Origin of the sequence: Pseudomonas sp. MS646 (assembly GCF_036693845.1) — a bacterium.
GTDB lineage: Bacteria > Pseudomonadota > Gammaproteobacteria > Pseudomonadales > Pseudomonadaceae > Aquipseudomonas > Aquipseudomonas chlororaphis_E.
The window spans coordinates 533,042-552,687 of record NZ_CP144763.1; the positions used below are offsets into that span (position 1 = coordinate 533,042).

General features: G+C 62.9%; 13 protein-coding genes. 6 read left to right on the forward strand and 7 right to left on the reverse strand.

What is annotated here, in order from left to right; all coding sequences use genetic code 11:
- Positions 1-232 precede the first annotated feature (232 nt).
- Positions 233-1,858, reverse strand: coding sequence for a methyl-accepting chemotaxis protein (locus V3H56_RS02315; protein WP_338474174.1), 1,626 nt, complete (start codon positions 1,856-1,858; stop codon positions 233-235).
- 255 nt (positions 1,859-2,113) lie between these two features.
- Here V3H56_RS02315 and V3H56_RS02320 point away from each other — a divergent pair, with 255 nt between their 5' ends.
- Both V3H56_RS02320 and V3H56_RS02325 read left to right on the forward strand, forming a co-directional pair.
- Positions 2,114-2,344, forward strand: coding sequence for a hypothetical protein (locus V3H56_RS02320; protein WP_042727912.1), 231 nt, complete (start codon positions 2,114-2,116; stop codon positions 2,342-2,344).
- The gene (locus V3H56_RS02325) at positions 2,341-2,643 is read left to right on the forward strand and encodes a cell division protein ZapA (protein ID WP_338474175.1); all 303 of its coding nucleotides are present in this window, start codon (positions 2,341-2,343) and stop codon (positions 2,641-2,643) included. Before V3H56_RS02320 ends, V3H56_RS02325 begins: the two co-directional genes overlap by 4 nt.
- A gap of 212 nt (positions 2,644-2,855) precedes the next feature.
- On the opposite strand, the gene V3H56_RS02330 is transcribed toward V3H56_RS02325, so the two are convergent.
- Positions 2,856-4,658, reverse strand: coding sequence for an acyl-CoA dehydrogenase (locus V3H56_RS02330; protein WP_338474176.1), 1,803 nt, complete (start codon positions 4,656-4,658; stop codon positions 2,856-2,858).
- Positions 4,659-4,901: 243 nt separating this feature from the next.
- On the reverse strand, positions 4,902-8,855 hold the full coding sequence (gene putA / locus V3H56_RS02335; protein WP_338474177.1) for a trifunctional transcriptional regulator/proline dehydrogenase/L-glutamate gamma-semialdehyde dehydrogenase: 3,954 nt from the start codon (positions 8,853-8,855) through the stop codon (positions 4,902-4,904).
- A gap of 459 nt (positions 8,856-9,314) precedes the next feature.
- On the opposite strand from putA, the gene putP reads away from it, so the two are divergent.
- The 4 genes from putP to rlmJ all read left to right on the forward strand — a co-directional run bounded on the left by putP (position 9,315) and on the right by rlmJ (position 14,782).
- Entirely contained in the window at positions 9,315-10,799 is a 1,485-nt protein-coding gene (gene putP, locus V3H56_RS02340) for a sodium/proline symporter PutP (protein WP_338474178.1), read from the forward strand.
- Positions 10,800-11,102: 303 nt separating this feature from the next.
- Positions 11,103-13,160 carry a type VI secretion system tip protein VgrG gene (locus V3H56_RS02345; RefSeq protein WP_338474179.1) on the forward strand — a complete coding sequence of 686 codons (2,058 nt, stop codon included), beginning with the start codon at positions 11,103-11,105 and terminating at the stop codon, positions 13,158-13,160.
- Complete coding sequence (locus V3H56_RS02350) at positions 13,157-13,894, forward strand: DUF4123 domain-containing protein (protein ID WP_042730819.1); 738 nt, start codon at positions 13,157-13,159, stop codon at positions 13,892-13,894. Before V3H56_RS02345 ends, V3H56_RS02350 begins: the two co-directional genes overlap by 4 nt.
- A 48-nt stretch (positions 13,895-13,942) precedes the next feature.
- Positions 13,943-14,782, forward strand: coding sequence for a 23S rRNA (adenine(2030)-N(6))-methyltransferase RlmJ (gene rlmJ / locus V3H56_RS02355; RefSeq protein ID WP_123579428.1), 840 nt, complete (start codon positions 13,943-13,945; stop codon positions 14,780-14,782).
- Positions 14,783-14,857: 75 nt separating this feature from the next.
- On the opposite strand, the gene V3H56_RS02360 is transcribed toward rlmJ, so the two are convergent.
- From V3H56_RS02360 to V3H56_RS02375, 4 genes are all read right to left on the reverse strand, one after another.
- On the reverse strand, positions 14,858-15,550 hold the full coding sequence (locus V3H56_RS02360) for an RES family NAD+ phosphorylase (protein WP_042730821.1): 693 nt from the start codon (positions 15,548-15,550) through the stop codon (positions 14,858-14,860).
- A complete protein-coding gene (locus V3H56_RS02365; RefSeq protein WP_047736091.1) occupies positions 15,544-15,948 on the reverse strand; it encodes an antitoxin Xre-like helix-turn-helix domain-containing protein in 405 nt (134 codons plus the stop codon). Before V3H56_RS02365 ends, V3H56_RS02360 begins: the two co-directional genes overlap by 7 nt.
- A 124-nt stretch (positions 15,949-16,072) precedes the next feature.
- The gene (gene msrA / locus V3H56_RS02370; RefSeq protein ID WP_338474768.1) at positions 16,073-16,735 is read right to left on the reverse strand and encodes a peptide-methionine (S)-S-oxide reductase MsrA; all 663 of its coding nucleotides are present in this window, start codon (positions 16,733-16,735) and stop codon (positions 16,073-16,075) included.
- A 78-nt stretch (positions 16,736-16,813) separates the two neighbouring features.
- Positions 16,814-19,507, reverse strand: coding sequence for a GGDEF and EAL domain-containing protein (locus tag V3H56_RS02375; protein WP_042730823.1), 2,694 nt, complete (start codon positions 19,505-19,507; stop codon positions 16,814-16,816).
- Positions 19,508-19,646 lie beyond the last annotated feature (139 nt).

The following is a 19,646-nucleotide window of genomic DNA, read 5'->3' on the forward strand; positions in this document are numbered from 1 at the left end:
AATGCGCTGCTGTCAAAAAAGCTTTTGAACGAGGGAGCGATGAAACCTTGGATAGCCATCTGCGGCCATGGGATTGGTACTGCCCTTTGTGGCGAGGGGATTTATCCCCGTTGGGCTGCGAAGCAGCCCCAAAATCTTTGCTGCCATACAAATCGATGGCGAGCGCTTCGCACTCGATCGGGGATAAATCCCCTCGCCACAGGAAGCTCTCGCCACAAAGGCAGATAGGGTCTTAAAGATTGAAGCGCCCCACCATGCTGTTAAGGTCGACGGCCAGGCGCGACAGTTCGGCACTGGCGGCGCTGGTCTGGTTGGCGCCGGTGGCCGATTGCACCGACAGGTCGCGGATGTTCACCAGGTTGCGGTCGACTTCACGAGCTACTTGCGCCTGTTCTTCGGCGGCGCTGGCGATCACCAGGTTGCGTTCGTTGATCTCGACGATGGCGGTGTTGATCGTGTCCAGGGACAGGCCGGCGCCGCGGGCGATGTTCAGGGTCGACTCGGCGCGCTCGGTGCTGTTGCGCATCGAATCCACGGCCTGTTCGGTGCCGTTCTGGATGCTGCCGATCATGCGTTCGATTTCGCTGGTCGACTGCTGGGTGCGATGCGCCAGGGCGCGCACTTCGTCCGCCACCACGGCGAAACCACGACCGGCTTCACCGGCACGGGCGGCTTCGATGGCCGCGTTGAGCGCCAGCAGGTTGGTCTGATCGGCCAGGCCGCGGATCACGTCCAGTACTTTGCCGATGTCCCGGGATTCGTCGGCCAGGTTGCCGATCAGCGTCGCGGTACTTTGCACATCGGCGCTCATGCGTTCGATGGCACCGACGGTTTCCTGCACCAGGTCGCGGCCATCGCCAGCGGAGGTGGTGGCATTCTTAGAGGCCTCGGAGGTGCTGACCGCATTGCGGGCCACTTCTTCCACGGCACTGGTCATCTCGTTGACCGCGGTCGCGGCCTGCTCGATTTCGTTGTTTTGCAGGGTCAGGCCACGGGCGCTTTCGTCGGTGACGCTGTTGAGTTCTTCCGCGGCGGAGGCCAGTTGCGTGGCCGAGCCGGAGATGCGCTGCAAGGTGTCGCGCAGTTTGTCCTGCATGGTCGCCATCGCCCGCAGCAGGCGACCGGCTTCGTCGCTGCCATCGACCAGCACGGGCCGGGTCAGGTTGCCCTTGGCGATTTCTTCGGCGGCTTGCAGCGCGCTGCCAATCGGCCGGGTGATGCTGTTGGTCAGCAGCCAGGCGAACAGCAGGGTCAGGCCGGTGGCGATGACCAGCAGCGCGACGACCCAGGTGAACGCCGTTGAATACTGTTGCACAGCGCTCTGGTTGAGGTGCTCGGCCTGCTGGTTGTTGATCTCCATCAGGCGGTTGATCACCACGTTGATGGCATCGGAATTGGTCAGCAGCTCAGTGTTGAGCAGCGTGCGCAGCTCATCGATCTGGTTATTGCGCGACAGGGTCTTCATCCGCTCTTCGAGCTGACGGTATTGCCCCAGCAGTTGCACGTATTGCTCGTAGGCGGCCCGTTCTTCCGGGGCGCTGATGAGCTTTTCATAGGTGGCCTGGGCGGCCCGGATCTGCTGGTTGCGTTGTTCGAACAGCTCGTAGGTTTTTTGCTGGATGTCCGGTTCGCGGTTCACCAGCAGACGATAGGACAGCACCCGCAGGCGCAAGGTGAGCTGGGTGAACTCGTCCAGGGCCTTGATGCTGGGCACGCTGTTCTGGACGATGTTCTCGCCGGACGTGCGGATCTTGCTCATCTGGGCCAGGGCAAACACCCCGAGGATCAGCATCAGGGCGCCGATCAGGGCAAACCCCAGGAACGCCCGCGGGGCGATATTCATATTACGTAGAGACATGGAAAGTACCGGATGGAAGCGCTTCCGTGCGGGCTGTGACGGATATACCGGACTTATCGGTCATGCACCTGAAGTCTTGAGGGCGCTGCGGGCTTTTGTCGCGGCTCAAGGGCGGTGGCGCGACGAAGGGTAGGAACCAGATCCCTGAATCGCAGTCTCTAAAACTCGTCAGCGAAGCACCGCTGCCCGTAACCGTGGCGTCGCCGATGACTTTTCTTTATCGTACGCGCCCCCTGAAAAACCCTGGAAATCAATATGTTGGAAACATCCCTCAGCCAGCTGGAGCAACTGGTCAATGACCTGGTGCAACAGAATCGCCACCTCACTGGCCTGAACGAAACCCTGAGCGCGGACCTCGCCAGGGCCAAGGATGAAAACGAGAGTCTGCAACTGAGCCTGATGGAGCAGGAAGAACTGCACGGCACTGCCGCCGCCCGCATCCAGGCCTTGATCGAGCGCGCCAGCGCCGGTCCTGTCAGCGCATGAGGCACGGCGCCGAGGGGGTGACGGTCATCTCGATCCTGGGAGAGGATTATTCGATCAAGGCGCCGGCCGGGCAGGAGCAGGCCTTGCTGGACGCGGCCGCGATGCTCAAGGCTGCGCTGGCCGATACCAAGCGCAAATACCCGACGCTGATCGGTGATCGTTTGTTGGTCCTGGCGGCCATGAATCTGTGTTCGCAGCAGATCGATATGCAGAAGCAGCATCAGGCGGAACTCGACCGTTACCAAGAGCAAGTCAGCGCCACGGTCGATGTGATTGCCAAGACGATCCAGCAGGCCTGAAGGCCAAGGCCTGGTGACGATCTGATTGTGGGGGCGAGCTTGCGCGGGAAGGCGGTATGTCAGGTGCAATTGATTTGCCTGATCCATCGCTTTCGCGAGCAAGCTCGCTCCCACAATGGATCGTGGTGAACGCAGATGTCGCGTCCATTTGGAATTCTTGTGGGAGCGAGCCTTGCTCGCGATTGGATGTCAGCTGCACCACAAGCGCTGGCTCAGAACCACTCATCCCGCATCCCCAGGCACGTATCATCCCGCGCCTCGAGAATCGCCAGCTCATGATGACAACCCGGCACTTCCCAGGTAAGGAAGTAGCGCGCCGCTTGCAGCTTGCCTCTATAGAAGTCGCTGTCCGCGGTATTCCCCCTGGCCAGGCCTTCCTCGGCGCGAATCGCCTGTTCCAGCCAGCGCCAGCCAATCACCATATGGCCAAACACCTTGAGGTACAGCGCCGAGTTGGCCAGGCTGCTGTTGACCTTGCCTTGGGCCAGGTCTGTCAGCAGCCCGAGGGTGACGGTCTGCAGGCGCGCCACGAGGGCTTCCAGTGGCTGGCGCAACGGCGTCAGCGACGGGTGCGCCTGGGCGCGCTCGGTGGTGTCGGCCACCAGGCGGATCAGTTGCTTGAGACCGGCGCCGCCGTTCTGCGCCAGTTTGCGCCCCAGCAGGTCCAGGGACTGGATACCATGGGTGCCTTCGTGGATCGGGTTCAAGCGGTTGTCGCGGTAATACTGTTCCACCGGGTATTCGCGGGTGTAGCCGTGGCCGCCGAGAATCTGGATCGCCAGTTCGTTGGCCTTCAGGCAAAACTCCGAGGGCCAGGATTTGACGATGGGCGTCAGCAGGTCCAGCAATTCATGGGCCTGCCGGCGCTCGACTTCGCTCTTGAGGGTGGTGGTGTCGTCGAACAGCCTCGCTGCGTACAGGCCCAGGTCGAACGAGCCTTCGACGTAGGCCTTCTGGGTCAGCAGCATGCGGCGCACGTCGGCGTGCTGGATGATCGCCACCGGGGCGGTGGTCGGGTCCTTGCTGTCGGGGACCCGGCCCTGCGGACGTTCGCGGGCGTATTCGAGGGAATGCAGGTAGCCGGCGTAACCGAGCATGACCGCGCCCATGCCGACGCCGATCCGGGCCTCGTTCATCATCTGGAACATATAGCTCAGGCCGTGGTGCGGTTTCCCGACGAGGTAACCGACGCACTCGCCGTTGTCGCCGAAGTTCAGCGCCGTGGAGGTGGTGCCGCGCCAACCCATCTTGTGAAACAACCCGGCCAGCAGCACATCGTTGCGTTGGCCGAGGCTGCCGTCGTCATTGACCAGGAACTTGGGCACGATGAACAGCGAGATGCCCTTCACCCCCGGCGGGGCGTCCGGCAGTTTGGCCAGGACCATGTGCACGATGTTTTCCGACAACGGATGATCGCCGCCGGAAATGAAGATCTTGTTGCCTTTGAGCCGGTAGGTGCCGTCGGCTGCCGGCTCCGCTCGCGTGCGAATATCCGCCAGCGACGAGCCCGCATGGGGTTCGGTCAGGGCCATGGTGCCGAAGAAGCGGCCGTCGATCATCGGTTGCAGGAAGCGTTGCTTCTGCTCCTCGCTGCCGAAGCTCTCGATCAGGTTCGCCGCGCCCATGGTCAGGAACGGATAAGAGGTGGACGCGGCGTTGGCTGACTGGAAATGCGCGAAGCAGGCTTGCGAGAGCAACGTCGGCAATTGCATGCCGCCAGCGTCGAAGCTGCGTGCGGCGTTCAGAAAGCCCGCTTCCAGGAACGCGTCCACCGCCGGCTTCACCTCGGGAATCAGCACGGCCTGGCCGTTTTCGTAACGGGGTTCGTTTTCGTCGTTCTTGCGGTTGTGTGGCGCGAAGTACTTTTCGGCGATGCTGCGGGCCGTGCCAATGGCGGCGTCGAAGGTCTCGCGATTGTGTTCGGCGAACCGCTCGCGCTGGGTCAGGCCCTCGGCATCAAGGACTTCATACAGCTCGAAAGCCAGATTGCGGGAACTGAGCAACGTCTCGGACATGGCGGCCTACCTTGTTTGGAATGGGCCGAGTCTAGGTGTGGGAATAGAGGTTGAACAGGATGATTGATGACAGTGATGGAGGGGCGAGGGGGACACTAATCCCTGGTGGGAGCAGGCTAGCTCGTGAAGATGGTGTATCAGACGGATAGATGTCGACTGATACACCGACTTCGCGAGCAAGCCCGCTCCCACAGGGGATTTCGATGGCCAGGCACCCATTGCGGGCGCCTGGCTTGCAGCGGCTTAACCGATGGTCATCAGGCTGGCGTTGCCGCCCGCCGCCGCGGTGTTGACGCTCAGGGCGCGTTCGATCACCAGGCGTTCCAGCGCGATGCCGGTTTCCCCTTGTGACAGGCCGTGGACCCCGACGATGGCGCCGGCACGCTTGGCCACTTGCTGGCAAACGCTGCGCAGTTGATCCGAGTCACCGTGGTGCAGGACGGCGTCGAACACCACGTCGTCCTTGGTCCAGTCGGAAACCCGCTGGATGCGCGCCTGAATGTCCTTCGGCAAGCGTGCGAACAAGGCCTTGCTCGTGTCGGTTTCCGGCCACACCGCCGAGCCGCCCACCGCCAGCACGGCCGCCAGTTGCGTCAGCAGGTCGCCTTCCACGTCGGCCAGGCACAGCACGTGTTCGCGCGGCAGGATCGCGTAGCTGTTGCGTTCGCCGGTCGGGCCGGTCAGCTGGCGAGTAATGCCGCTTTGCGACTGGGCCGCGAACTGCACGCACAGGGCGCTCAGTTCGGCGAGCTTGTGGCTATCGGCCCAGGCTTGCAGGGCGGTCAGCGGCTTGCTCATGGCGTCGCGCAGGCGCAGGTCCGGTGCATTGAGGGCATCGCTGCGTACGAAGGACTGTTGGATCGCGTCGGCAGGACGAGTCGACAACAGGCGGTACAGGTACAACGGACCACCGGCCTTCGGGCCAGTGCCCGACAGACCTTCGCCGCCGAACGGCTGCACGCCGACCACGGCACCGACGATGTTGCGGTTCACGTAGACGTTGCCGGCGTGGACGTTGTCGATCACCTTGGCGATGGTCTCGTCGATGCGGGTGTGCACGCCCAGGGTCAGGCCATAGCCGGAGGCGTTGATCTGGTTGATCAACTGGTCCAGCTCCTTGCGCTTGTAGCGCACCACGTGCAGCACTGGGCCAAAGATCTCGCGCTGCAATTCGTCGAAGCTTTCCAGCTCGATCAGGGTCGGCATGACAAAGGTGCCACGCTTGCACTCGTCGCTGTCGGCGAGTGCCATCTGGTACACCGTGCGGCCCTTGTCGCGCATGGCCTGGATGTGTTTCTCGATGCCGGCCTTGGCCTCGGCGTCGATCACCGGGCCGATATCCACGCACAGGCGCTCGGGGTTGCCCAGGCGCGACTCGGCCATCGCGCCCTTGAGCATTTCGATGACGCGGTCGGCGGAATCTTCCTGCAGGCACAGGACCCGCAGGGCCGAGCAGCGCTGGCCGGCGCTGTCGAAGGCCGAGGACACCACGTCGATGACCACTTGTTCGGTCAGGGCCGAGGAGTCGACGATCATCGCGTTCTGGCCGCCGGTTTCGGCGATCAGTGGAATCGGGCGACCCTGGTTGTCCAGGCGACCGGCAATGTTGCGTTGCAGCAGGCGAGCGACTTCGGTGGAACCGGTGAACATCACGCCTTTGACCCGCTCGTCGCCCACCAGGCCGGCGCCGACGGTTTCACCGCGGCCCGGCAGCAGTTGCAGGACGCCTTCGGGGATGCCGGCTTCGAGCAACAGGCGCACGGCCTGTGCCGCCACCAGCGGGGTTTGTTCGGCGGGCTTGGCCAGGACCGGGTTGCCCGCGGCCAAGGCGGCCGCCACCTGGCCGCTGAAGATGGCCAGGGGGAAGTTCCACGGGCTGATGCAGACCACCGGGCCCAATGGGCGGTGGGCGTCGTTGGTGAAGTCGTTGCGCGCCTGCACCGCGTAGTAACGCAGGAAGTCCACCGCTTCACGCACTTCGGCGATGGCGTTGGCGAAGGTCTTGCCGGCCTCGCGGGCCAGCAGGCCCATCAATGGCTGGATCTCGCCTTCCATCAGGTCGGCGGCACGCTCCAGGATCGCGGCGCGTTCGGCCGGTGGCGTGGCCTGCCAGATCGGCGCGGCGTTGAGGGCGCATTGGATGGCGTTGTCGACATCGGCGACGGTGGCTTCCTGGACATGGCCAACCACGTCGCGATGATCGGACGGGTTCAGCACCGGTGCCGGGGTCTGCTCGCTGGCGGCGCAACCGAGCATCGGCGCGGCTTTCCAGTCGTTATGGGCGGTGGCCAGCAGCGCGCAGGACAGCGAAGCCAGGCGATGCTCGTTGGCCATGTCGATGCCACTGGAGTTGGCGCGTTCACTGCCGTACAAGTCACGCGGCAGGGGGATGCGCGGATGCGGCAGGCCGAAACCACCTTCCAGGGTCGCCATCTGTTCGATGCTGGCGACCGGGTCGGCCACCAGTTCCTGGATCGAGATGGACTGGTCGGCAATGCGGTTGACGAACGAGGTGTTGGCGCCGTTTTCCAGCAGGCGACGAACCAGGTAGGCCAGCAGTGTCTCGTGGGTGCCGACTGGAGCGTACACGCGGCACGGACGGTTCAGCTTGCCTTCGGAAACCTTGCCTACAACTTGCTCGTACAGCGGTTCACCCATGCCGTGCAGGCACTGGAACTCATACTGCCCCGGGTAATAGTTCTGTCCGGCGATGTGGTAGATGGCCGACAAGGTATGGGCGTTGTGAGTGGCGAATTGCGGGTAGATGACTTCCGGCACCGACAGCAGCTTGCGGGCACAGGCAATGTAGGAAACGTCGGTGTACACCTTGCGGGTGTACACCGGGTAGCCTTCCAGGCCTTCGACCTGGGCACGCTTGATCTCGCTGTCCCAGTAGGCGCCTTTTACCAGGCGGATCATCAGGCGGTGACGGCTGCGGCGGGCCAGGTCGATCACGTAGTCGATCACATACGGGCAGCGCTTCTGGTACGCCTGGATCACGAAGCCGATGCCGTTCCAGCCGGTCAGTTGCGGCTCGAAGCACAGGCGCTCGAGCAGGTCCAGGGACAGCTCCAGGCGGTCGGCTTCTTCGGCGTCGATGTTCAGGCCGATGTCGTATTGCTTGGCCAGCAGGGTCAGCGACAGCAGGCGCGGGTACAACTCGTCCATGACGCGTTCGTACTGGGCGCGGCTGTAGCGTGGGTGCAGGGCCGAGAGTTTGATGGAAATACCCGGGCCTTCATAAATCCCACGGCCGTGGGACGCCTTGCCGATCGAGTGGATGGCTTGTTCGTACGAGGCCAGGTACTTCTGGGCGTCGTGCTCGGTGAGTGCCGCTTCACCCAGCATGTCGTAGGAATAGCGGAAACCCTTGGTCTCGAACTTGTTGGCATTGGCCAGGGCTTCGGCAATGGTCTCGCCGGTGACGAACTGCTCGCCCATCAGGCGCATAGCCATGTCGACGCCCTTGCGGATCATCGGCTCGCCGCTTTTGCCAATGATGCGGCTCAGGGACGACGTCAGGCCTGCTTCATTATGGGTGGCGACCAGCTTGCCGGTCAGCAGCAAGCCCCAGGTGGCGGCGTTGACGAACAGCGAAGGACTGTTGCCCAGGTGCGGCTGCCAGTTGCCGGTGCTGATCTTGTCGCGGATCAGCGCGTCGCGGGTGCCTTTGTCGGGGATCCGCAACAGGGCTTCGGCCAGGCACATCAGTGCCACGCCTTCCTGGGACGACAGGGAAAATTCCTGCAGCAAGCCCTGAACAATCCCGGCACGTCCGCCGGCACTCTTCTGATTGCGCAGTTTTTCAGCAATCGACGCGGCCAGCTTGTTGGTGGCCTCGGCCATTTGCGCGGGGAGGCGGGCCTGCTCGATCAGCATGGGCACCACTTCCGGCTCGGGGCGACGGTAGGCTGCGGTGATGGACGCGCGCAGCACCGATTGCGGCAGGATGCTTTCGGCGAATTCGAGGAAGCATTGGTGGGCGTGGTCGGCCTGGACCTCGCCGGCATCGTCGCTGTCGGCACGGGTCGAACCGTTCAGCTCGGTCAGGGTTGCACCACCCTCGAGTTTCTCCAGGTAATTGAAAATTGCCTGCTTGATCAGCCAATGGGGCGTGCGATCAATCGAGGTTGCGGCGGCCTTCAGGCGTTCGCGGGTCGGGTCGTCGAGTTTGACCCCGAGGGTAGTGGTAGCCATATTTTTATCCTCATGTTTGCCACTGTCGCGTGGCATCAGCTGGCGGCAAGATTAGCTGCGCGCCGAATGAGGTGCAACCGGGTGCAACCCTTTTTTGGATGAAATACTCGGCAGCTCATCAGGAAAGAATCTCCGATTTGCTGGTGTTGCACTTTATTGGTGCCAAATGCTCCGATTGCGCCGTCGCCTTTGCACTAAAACGGCGCAAAACCTGGTGTTTTTCCGATAAAACCGATCGGGTGCAACTTATTCGAGCGAAACTGGTTGCACCTAATTTCGTTTCTTGAATAGGATTCGCCGCCAAGGTGCAACCGGTTTCGACCGAGGGCATCCGCCGATGGCTTTCCTGGGGAAACATCGGTCATACATTCGCGGGCCTGCCAATCGTCGCCATACTGTTCGTGTGGTCGACGCCTGCCTCTGCCACCGCAACATAAAAACAAAGCCAGGGCGTTATTCATGAGTGTTAGTAATCCAACCCTGATCACGTTCGTGATCTATATCGCAGCCATGGTCCTGATCGGCCTGATGGCGTACCGCTCCACCAACAACCTTTCCGATTACATCCTGGGCGGTCGCAGCCTCGGCAGCGTGGTTACGGCCTTGTCTGCCGGTGCCTCCGACATGAGTGGCTGGTTGTTGATGGGCCTGCCGGGCGCCATCTACATGTCGGGCCTGTCGGAAAGCTGGATCGCCATCGGCCTGATCGTCGGTGCCTACCTGAACTGGCTGTTCGTGGCCGGGCGGCTGCGGGTACAGACCGAATACAACGGTGACGCGCTGACGCTGCCGGACTACTTCGCCAGCCGTTTCGAAGACAAGAGCGGCCTGCTGCGGATCATCTCCGCCGTGGTGATTCTGGTGTTCTTCACCATTTACTGCGCTTCCGGCATCGTCGCCGGTGCCCGTCTGTTCGAGAGCACCTTCGGCATGTCCTACGAGACCGCGCTGTGGGCCGGCGCTGCCGCGACCATTGCCTACACCTTCGTCGGCGGTTTCCTGGCCGTGAGCTGGACCGATACCGTCCAGGCCACCTTGATGATCTTCGCGCTGATTCTGACGCCGATCATCGTGCTGCTGGCCACCGGTGGCGTGGACACTACGTTCCTGGCCATCGAGGCGAAAGACCCTGCGTCTTTCGACATGCTGAAGAACACCACTTTCATCGGCATCATCTCGCTGATGGGCTGGGGCCTGGGTTACTTCGGCCAGCCGCACATCCTGGCGCGCTTCATGGCCGCTGATTCGGTCAAGTCGATCGCCAACGCCCGTCGCATCTCCATGACCTGGATGATCCTGTGCCTGGGTGGCACCGTGGCGGTCGGCTTCTTCGGGATTGCCTATTTCTCGGCTCACCCTGAGGTGGCAGGTCCTGTGACCGAGAACCACGAGCGCGTGTTCATCGAGCTGGCCAAGCTGCTGTTCAATCCATGGATCGCCGGTGTCCTGCTGTCCGCCATCCTGGCGGCGGTGATGAGTACCCTGAGCTGCCAGTTGCTGGTGTGCTCCAGCGCCCTGACCGAAGACTTCTACAAAACCTTCCTGCGCAAGGGCGCTTCCCAGCTGGAACTGGTCTGGGTCGGCCGGGCCATGGTGCTGTTGGTGGCGTTGGTCGCCATTGCCCTGGCGGCCAACCCGAATAACCGCGTGCTGGGCCTGGTGAGCTACGCCTGGGCCGGCTTCGGTGCCGCGTTCGGCCCGGTGGTGCTGATCTCGGTGATCTGGAAAAACATGACCCGTAACGGCGCATTGGCCGGCATCCTGGTGGGCGCGATTACCGTGATCGTCTGGAAGCACTTCGAGCTGCTGGGCCTGTACGAAATCATCCCAGGCTTCATTTTCGCCAGCCTGGCCATCTATTTCGTCAGCAAGATGGGCTCGCCTACCACCGGTATGCTGCAGCGCTTCGAAGCAGCCGAGAAAGATTTCCGCCTGAACCAGTAAGGCGTTCGGCGAAGCCTTGATGGCTGGCTGAAGGTTGTATCGCAAAACGGCCCGTCTCTTGTGGAGGCGGGCCGTTTTTTATGGCGGGTCCAGGGGCGGTGCATGGAGCCGGGTTGAAGGGGGCGCCGCTTTCGCGAGCAGGCTCGCTCCCACCGTTGAAGAATGTCTATCGGAAAATACTGCCTGTCTCGCGGCTTTTTCTACGTCTAGGTCGTAGGGCAAATCTGTTTTTCCGGGTGAGGGGGTTGTTCACCCGATGGTTCGTGCAGAATCGCCAGCCTTCATTCAGCAGAGGGACATCGGATGTTCGCACCTGCCCACTTGCCCCGTTTCACCCTGACGCTCGACGGCGTGCCCCATGCGCTCAAGGTGCTGGAATTCACAGGCAAGGAAGCCATCAGCCAGCCCTATCGCGTTGACCTGGAACTGGTCAGCGAGCGGCCCGACCTGGCCCTGGAAGAACTCCTGCACCGCCAGGCCTTCCTGGGGCTCGACGATCATGGCCGGGGTCTTCACGGCCAGGTCTACAGTGTGGCCCAGGGCGACTCGGGCAAGCGCCTGACCCGTTACCGGATCACGCTGGTGCCGCGCCTCGCCTACCTGCGTCACCGCATCAATCAACGGATTTTCCAGCACCTGAGCGTGCCGACGATCGTCGCCCGGATCCTCGGCGAGCACGGTATCCAGGGCGATGCATTCCAGTTCAGCCTCGGTGGCCAGTACCCCGAGCGTGAGTATTGCGTGCAGTACGCCGAGAGCGACCTGGCCTTCATCGAACGGCTCTGTGCCGAGGTGGGCATCCATTATCACTTCCGGCACAGCCCCGGCGGCCATCTGCTGGTGTTTGGCGACGATCAGACGGTGTTTCCCCGTTTGCCCGAGCCGACGCGCTATCTGCCGGGCAATGGCATGGCGGCCAGCGAGCCGACGATCACGCGCCTGGCGGTGCGGCTCGAAGCCCGGACCACTGCCGTGACGTTGCGCGACCACGACTTTCGCAAGCCCGGGCTGGTGCTGCAGGCTGACGTCGACAGCCAGCAACTGCCGGCGCTGGAGGACTATCGCTACCCCGGCCAGTTTGCCGATCGCGAGCAGGGCCGGCACCTGGCCCAGCGTGCACTTGAGCGCCACGGCGCCGACTACCAACTGGCGCAAGGGCACAGTGACCAGCGAGCCCTGGCCAGCGGGCACTTCTTGCACATCCAGGGCCATCCTCGCGCGCCGTGGAACGATCTCTGGTTGCTCACGGCCATCACCCATCATGGCCGCCAGCCACAGGTGCTGGAGGACGCGAGCGATGACGGCCTGGAGGATTTCCAAGGCTACCGCAACACCTTCCATGCCACGCCCTGGGATGTGCTCTACCGTCCGCCCCTGGCGCAGGAAAAGCCCCGTGCCCACGGTTACCAGTCAGCCGTGGTGACCGGGCCTGTCGACAGCGAGATCCATTGCGATGCGTTCGGGCGGGTCAAGGTGCAACTGGTCTGGGACCGCGAAGGCCAGGGCGATGAGCATGCCAGTTGCTGGCTGCGCGTGGCCTCCGGCTGGGCCCATGATCGCTATGGCGGGGTGATGATCCCGCGGGTTGGCATGGAGGTGCTGGTCGGGTTCATCGACGGTGACGTGGACAAGCCCGTGGTGGTGGGTTGCCTGCCCAACGGCGCCAACCCGGTGCCGCTGGACCTGCCGGCGGACAAGACCCGCAGCATCCTGCGCAGCCAGAGCAGCCCGGGAGGCGGTGGTTACAACGAATTGCGTATCGAAGACCGCAAGGGCGCCGAGGAAATCTATCTGCGCGCCCAGCGCGACTGGACCCAGCACGTCTTGCATGACCAGCGGGTGCAAGTCGATCACGAGCGCAGCATCGTGGTCACGGGGGCGTCGCGGCACGAGCTCAAGGCTGATGAGCTGCGCACGACCCACGGCCGGCGCCAGGTTGAAGTCCGTCAGGACGATCACTTGCGGGTGATCGGCGAACGGCATATCCACGTGACCAGCCAGGCCCTCAGTGCTGCCCAGCAATACCATGTCGGTGCCGGCCAGCAGGTGGTGCTGGATGCCGGCGTCAGTGCGACGATCCAGGCCGGTGGTCATTGGATCAATATCGGTGCCGGCGGGATATTCAGTAGCGTGCCCATCGAAGTGGGCGGCGCGCCGATGGCCGTGATGGGCGCGGCGCCTGGCGTTTCCCGCGGCCCTGAGAGCCCGCTCGCCGCCGCGGCTCCTCGGCTGAGTCTTGGGCAAATCCTGAGCTTGCAAGGCCAGGCGCCGTTCTGTGAAGAATGTGAGCGATGCCGGATGGGCGTTTGCAGCATGCCGCCGGACCTTCATGGGCCCGCTGTTTTCCAGGTGCGCCCATGACGCCCCGTGCCTGGCTCCGAGACCACCCGTTGCGGGCATCCGAGCAACTGTTCGCCATCGTCAGCAACGCCAGCGGCGCAGGGCCGCTGTCTGCCTGGAAGCGCTCGATGACCACGCCGGCGAGCCCGATCTGGGCGGGCACGCCGTACGCCGAGTGGGAATCGGTCATGCCATATGTAGGGCTTGTCACCCCGGACAGTGAGTTTCTTGATTGGATAGCGACCACCGATGCGCTCGATTGGGGCTGGCTGGCGGTGTCTTCTGCCAGCCAGCAAAGGGTTGCCGAACATCTGTGCGGGTTGACACAGGTGTTGTTGCCCGACGCCAAGGCGGTATTTTTCCGCTTCTGGGATGGGCGCTTCGTGCGGCCGATCCTGCAATCGGCGCACGTTGATGCCGCCGTGTTGCTGCCGGTGCTCAGCCGCTGCCTGATCAATGGCCAGCCGCTGGCGCTGCAAGGCAATGCCCGGTGTGAGGCCCGGGCGTTCCCATGGTGGACGGTGCCGGAGGCGTTGCTCAGGTCATTGGCTGATGAGTCGAGCGATTGCCTGCTGGATAACCTGCTCAGGTGGCTGGATGAAGCGCACCCGGACCTGTTCGAGCAGGTTGACGAGCGCATCCTGCGGCGCAAGGTTGCGCATTTCCTCAAGGCGCCCGGGCAACCGCTGAAGGCGGCATTGCTGCAATTTTTGGCGCTCGAACTGGGGGACCGCCCACTCGGCTGCGAACCCTGACGTTCGGCGCACTTCAAGGTAAACTCGTCGCCCTTCGCAGGAGCCGCCATGAATTATCGCCATGCCTTCCACGCCGGCAATCACGCCGACGTGTTCAAACACCTGACCTTGACCCGCCTCATCGCGCTGATGTCGCGCAAGGAGCAGCCCTTCGCCTACCTCGACAGCCACGCGGGCATCGGGTTGTACGACTTGCAGGGCGACCAGGCCAATCGTACCGGTGAATACCTGGAAGGCATCGCGCGGTTATGGGGCCAGGATGACCTGCCGCCGCTGACCGCCGATTACATGAAAGTCCTGCACGACATGAACCCGGACGGGCAGTTGCGCTACTACCCCGGTTCCCCGGAATTGGCGCGGCGCCTGACCCGTGCGCAGGACCGCGTGCTGCTCAACGAGAAGCACCCCGAAGACGGCGTGCTGCTCAAGGACAACATGAAGGGCGACCGTCGCGTGGCGGTGCACTTGGGCGAAGGTTGGCATGTGCCTCGGGCGTTGCTACCGGTCCCGCAGAAGCGCGCCCTGATGTTGATCGACCCGCCTTTCGAACAGCTTGACGAGATGCAGCGCTGCGCCGCCTCCCTCAAGGAAGCCATCGGTCGGATGCGCCAGACGGTGGCGGCGATCTGGTACCCGGTGAAGGATCAGCGCCTGTTGCGCCGTTTCTACCAGGACCTGGCTGGCACCGGCGCGCCGAAATTGTTGCGCGTGGAGCTGTTGGTCCACCCGCTCGCCACTCCCAACAGCCTGAACGGCTCCGGCCTGGCCATTGCCAACCCGCCGTGGGGACTGGAGGAAGAGTTGCGCGATCTGCTGCCGTGGCTGTCGAAAAAGCTCGGGCAGACCCAGGGTGGCTGGCAGATGGATTGGTTGATCGCCGAGCATTGATTCGTGTTGACGAGGCGCCAGGGCGGGCGCTTTCGCGAGCAATCTCGCTCCCACAAGGCCTTCCTGAAGCCCGGCTCAAGCCCCGGTGATCAGGTTGACGCTGGTGATCCGGCCGTTCCAGATCATCTCGTAGTGAGCGGCCTGAAGAATCGATGACACCGGGCGCGGGGTCATCAGCGCCCAGCAATGGCTACCCGGGTTGCGTACCGATCGGTAGCGCAGCCCCGGACAACCTTCGCGCTTGATGGCCTTGCCCAGCAGATGGGCATGGCTGTAGTCATCCGGGTCATAGATGGGGTCTGTCATGGGCACGATCAGCGCATCTTTCATCGCTGCGTCCGTGAAGTGGCAGGAAAGCTCGCGGAAGACAAAGCGTTCATAGTTGAGGCCCTGCACCTTCGACCAGTAGTGGTTCTGGTGGTACTGCACTTCGGCCAGCGCCGTTTCGGCGGTGTCGGCCAGGTACAACACGCCGAAGCTGCCGTCGCTGAACCGCGAACCGGCGGGATTGACGTGGGTGAACGGCGCCGTCGCGTAGGCGCAGCCCGGGATGCCGAAGGGGATTTCCTGGCGGGCGATCAGTTCCAGGCGTCCCACTTCGTTCTGCAACCTGGGGTTGGTCAGGGCCTGGATCCGATAAAGGACTTCGAACTCATCAGCGTCGGCCACATCGTCGAACAGGGCGATGGGCGGGAATTTGGAGTTCACCAGCCTATGGGCCGTCAGGGGCTCGCCGGGCCGTTCGGGCAGATCGACGGCCTTCACCATTGCGCGCCTCGTAACGCGTCGATCCTGCGAAACGTCTCGTAGAGGGAAATCATGTCGCCCCGGGCCATGATCTCCAGCGGGGCGTGCCCATTGAAAAACTCGTTCTCATTGGGCATCGCCGCAAAACCATAGACGTTTTCGGGGTTGTCGAAAATGAGGCGCAAGGCGCCGTGGATATTCAGCACCAGGCTGATGCGTTGCAACTGGTCGGAGTCCAGGCTGACGGACCAGTTGGTTTCACGTTGCTTGGCGCGTGTATAGGTGCTGCGGGAAATACGCAGGATCCGACAGGCCTGGTCACTGGTTGCCTGCCATTTTTCCAGGATGCCCAGCACCGTCCGAAGACCGGTCACGCACTCGTCCTTGGTCAAGGCTTGGGCTGAAAGAGCAGGGGTCATGACGATTGCCTTTTGGGTCTGTAGAGCCAAAAGTAGCAATATGCAGTCTGTAGATCAAGTTTGCGGTCAAGTGCAAGGGAAGGGCGATGACCGGACACCTTCTTCCCTTGCATCGGGCTGGGGCTCAGTTACCCGCGAGGCTCGGCGGCATGCAGACGCCTGTGCCGCCAATCCCGCAGTAGCCCTCGGGGTTCTTCGCCAGGTATTGCTGGTGATACGTCTCGGCGTAGTAGAACGTCGGCGCCTCGTCGATTTCGGTGGTGATGTCCCCCAGGCCAGCCTTGGCCAGCTCTGCCTGGAACACTTGCTTGCTCTTCTTCGCGGCTTCCAGTTGCTCGGGCGTGGTGCAGTAGATCACCGAGCGGTACTGGGTGCCGATGTCGTTGCCCTGGCGCATGCCCTGGGTCGGGTTGTGCAGTTCCCAGAACATCGCCAGCAGGGCTTCGTAGCTGACCTTCTCCGGCTCGTAGACCACCAGCACCACTTCGCTGTGGCCGGTCAGGCCGGAGCAGACTTCTTCGTAAGTCGGGTTGGGGGTAAAGCCGCCGGCGTAGCCCACCGACGTGCTGTAGACGCCTTCGCGTTGCCAGAAGCGGCGTTCCGCACCCCAGAAGCAACCCAGGCCGAAGATGGCGAATTCGACGTTGCCCGGGAATGGGCCGAGCAGCGGATTGCCGTTGACGAAGTGCTCGTCCGGCACCTTGATCGGGGTTTCGCGGCCGGGCAGGGCTTGTTCTTGAGTAGGGAGCACGTTTTTGTTCACCAGGATTTCCGAGCGCAAGACCATCATCAGTCCTCTCAGTCAGATTGAGTTGAGCGAGTTCACGCAATAAGACTGTCAGTGTGCCCGAGTGTTACATCGCTGTCAGTCAATTGGTCCGCGCGGGTAGCGCTTGAGCTTCTCGACCAGCTCGGCGCCGGGGATCGGCCGGTCGAACAGGTAGCCTTGGCCGACGTCGCATCGGTGGCGCCGCAGGAAGGCCAGTTGCTGGGCGGTCTCGATGCCTTCGGCCACGACCTTGAGCTTGAGGTTGTGGGCCATGGCGATCACCGCCGAGGTGATTTCCATGTCGTCCTGGTTGTCCGGGATCTCATGGATGAAGCTGCGATCGATCTTGATGATGTCGATCGGGAATTTCTTCAGGTAACTCAGGGACGAATAACCGGTGCCGAAATCGTCCATCGCCAGGGTCAGGCCCAGGCGCTTGAGCTGGTCGAGCTGCAGGTGGGTGTCTTCGGTGGCTTCCAGCAGCAGGCCTTCGGTCAACTCCAGTTCCAGCAGCCGGGCGGGCAGTTGCTCCTCCTTGAGGATGCTGGCGATGGAGGCGACCAGGTCCGGGTCGGAGAACTGCTTGGGCGACAGGTTGATCGCCACTTGCAGGTTGCCCAGGCCGGCGGCGGTCAGTTGCTTGCTCATGCGGCAGGCCTGGCGGGCGATCCACTTGCCGATGGGGATGATCAGGCCGGTTTCTTCGGCCACGCTGATGAACTGGTCGGGACGGATCATGCCCTTTTCGGGATGGTTCCAGCGCAGCAGCGCTTCCATGCCCAGCAGTCGACCGCTGCGCAGGCATAGCTTGGGCTGGTAGAACACGTCCAGTTCGTTCTGGGTCAGGGCTCGGCGCAGGTTGTTTTCCACGAACAGCTTGTAGCTGGCCTCGGCGTTCAAGGCCTCGGTGAAGATCTGCACCTGATGCTTGCCGTTGGCCTTGGCCTTGTGCAGGGCGAGCCCGGCGTTGCGCATCAGGGTCTGGGGATCGCGACCGTGCAACGGTGCGCAGGCCAGGCCCACGGAGCCGGTCACGCTGATCAACTGGTTATCGACGAACATCGGTTTGTCGAGGGTCATCAGCAACTGGCTGGCGACCTGCTGGCCGGCTTCCAGGTCCGTGTCGTCCAGCAGCACGGCGAACTCGTTACTGGCGAACCGCGCCAGGCTGCCGCTGGGGCTCAGGCTGTTGCGCAAGCGCCGCGCCAGGCTGATCAGCAGCTTGTCGCCGGTCTGGTGGCCGAGGCTGTCGTTGATGCGCTTGAAGTTGTCGATGTCCACCAGCAGCAGGCTGATGGGCGAATCGCTGTCCCGGGCGAAGCGTTCATCGAGGTTGCGGATGAATGCCGGACGGTTGCCCAGGTTGGTCAGGTTGTCGGTGTAGGCCAGGCGTTCGATGCGCTGCTGGGCCAACTTGGTCTGGGTAATGTCTTCGTAGATGCCGATGTAATGGGTCAGTTCGCGATTGTCGCCATAGACCTTGGAAATCGACAGCTGGCCCCAGTAGGGTTCCAGGTTCTTGCGCCGGCTCTTGAACTCGCCTTGCCAGCTGTTGCTCTGGGCCAGGGCGGACGGTGCGTCGAACAGCAGTTCGCTGAGATTCTCCAGGGCCGGCAGCTCGGACAGGCGCTGGCCGTGGACTTCCTCGGTGGAGTACTGGGTGATCGCCGTGAAGCTCGGGTTGACGTATTCCACCACGCCGTCGCAATTGACCAGCAGGAAGGCGTTGGCGCTCTGTTCCACGGCGCGCTGGAACAGGTGCAGGGCGCTGGTGGCGGTGCGTCGGTTGTGGTTGTTGATCACCTGGGCGAACTGGTCTGCCAGCTCACCGGCAAAGGCGATTTCGTCGGACTGCCAGGCGCGGGTGACGCCGACCTGTTCCAGGCACAGCACGCCCACCACCTGGCCGTCGATGCGCACGCTGGCGTCGAGGATGGCGTTGACGTCGCGGGCGCGCAGGTTCTCCGCCAGTTCCCGGGTGCGCGGGTCACGCATGGCGTTGTGGGCATCGATGGCACGACACGATTGCAGCGCTTCCATGTAGTTGGGGTAGTCGCTGGCGTCGATGGCCGCTGGCAGGAAGTGCGCTTGGGAGGCTCGGTTGAAGGCGGTGATCGGCACCAGCTTGCCGTCTTCGAGGTTCCAGAGGCTGGCGCTGTCGATCTGATAGATGTCACAGGCACTGCGGGTGATGAGTTCGGCGGCTTCGAGCAGGGAGTTGTTAGCGCTGTAGCGTTGTCGGGTCAGCAGCAGGATCAGGTCCTGCTGGGCACGTACCCGGTCCAGATGCTGGAGTTGCTCCTGCTGGGCGCGCTGGTTCAACTCCAAGGCAATCTGCAGGCGCGAGTTCTGGGTTTCCAGGTCGACGGCCGGCAGGGACGGCTCGTCTTGCAGCAGGCTGTCCACCACCAGCAGGTAGCCGCGTAACAACTGACGATTGTGCTGCTTATAGGCTTCGCCCGTTTCCAGCAGGTTCATCGGGCCCTTGGCGGTGTGCAGCGTATAGCGGATCTGGTAATGCGAGTCTTGAGCCAGTTGTTCCTGGATGGTGTCATGCAACTGGTAGCGCGCTTCGGGTTCCATCAGGCTGGCGTAGGGCGCGCTGACCAGCGAACAGAGCTCCACCGCCGGGAGGCCGAAGTAGCGCTCGCAATTGGGATCGAGGAACAGCAGCGCCCAGCTCGCTTCATTCAGCCGTTCGAAACGCAGCATACCGAGCCGCGAGGGCACCGGTAACTGCGTCACTACCTCGGCCGCCATACGGCTGGCGGCATCGGGTTGGCTTTTCATGGGGAAACTCGCTTCGAAAATGCTGATCGCGCCGGGCTGACGCCCTCGTTCTTACGGACTGCCGCAAGGTTGCATCATTGCGGCACTGGCTGACAAGAGACATGAAGGCCAAGTGCTATAAACCTTTTATCGGCCGACG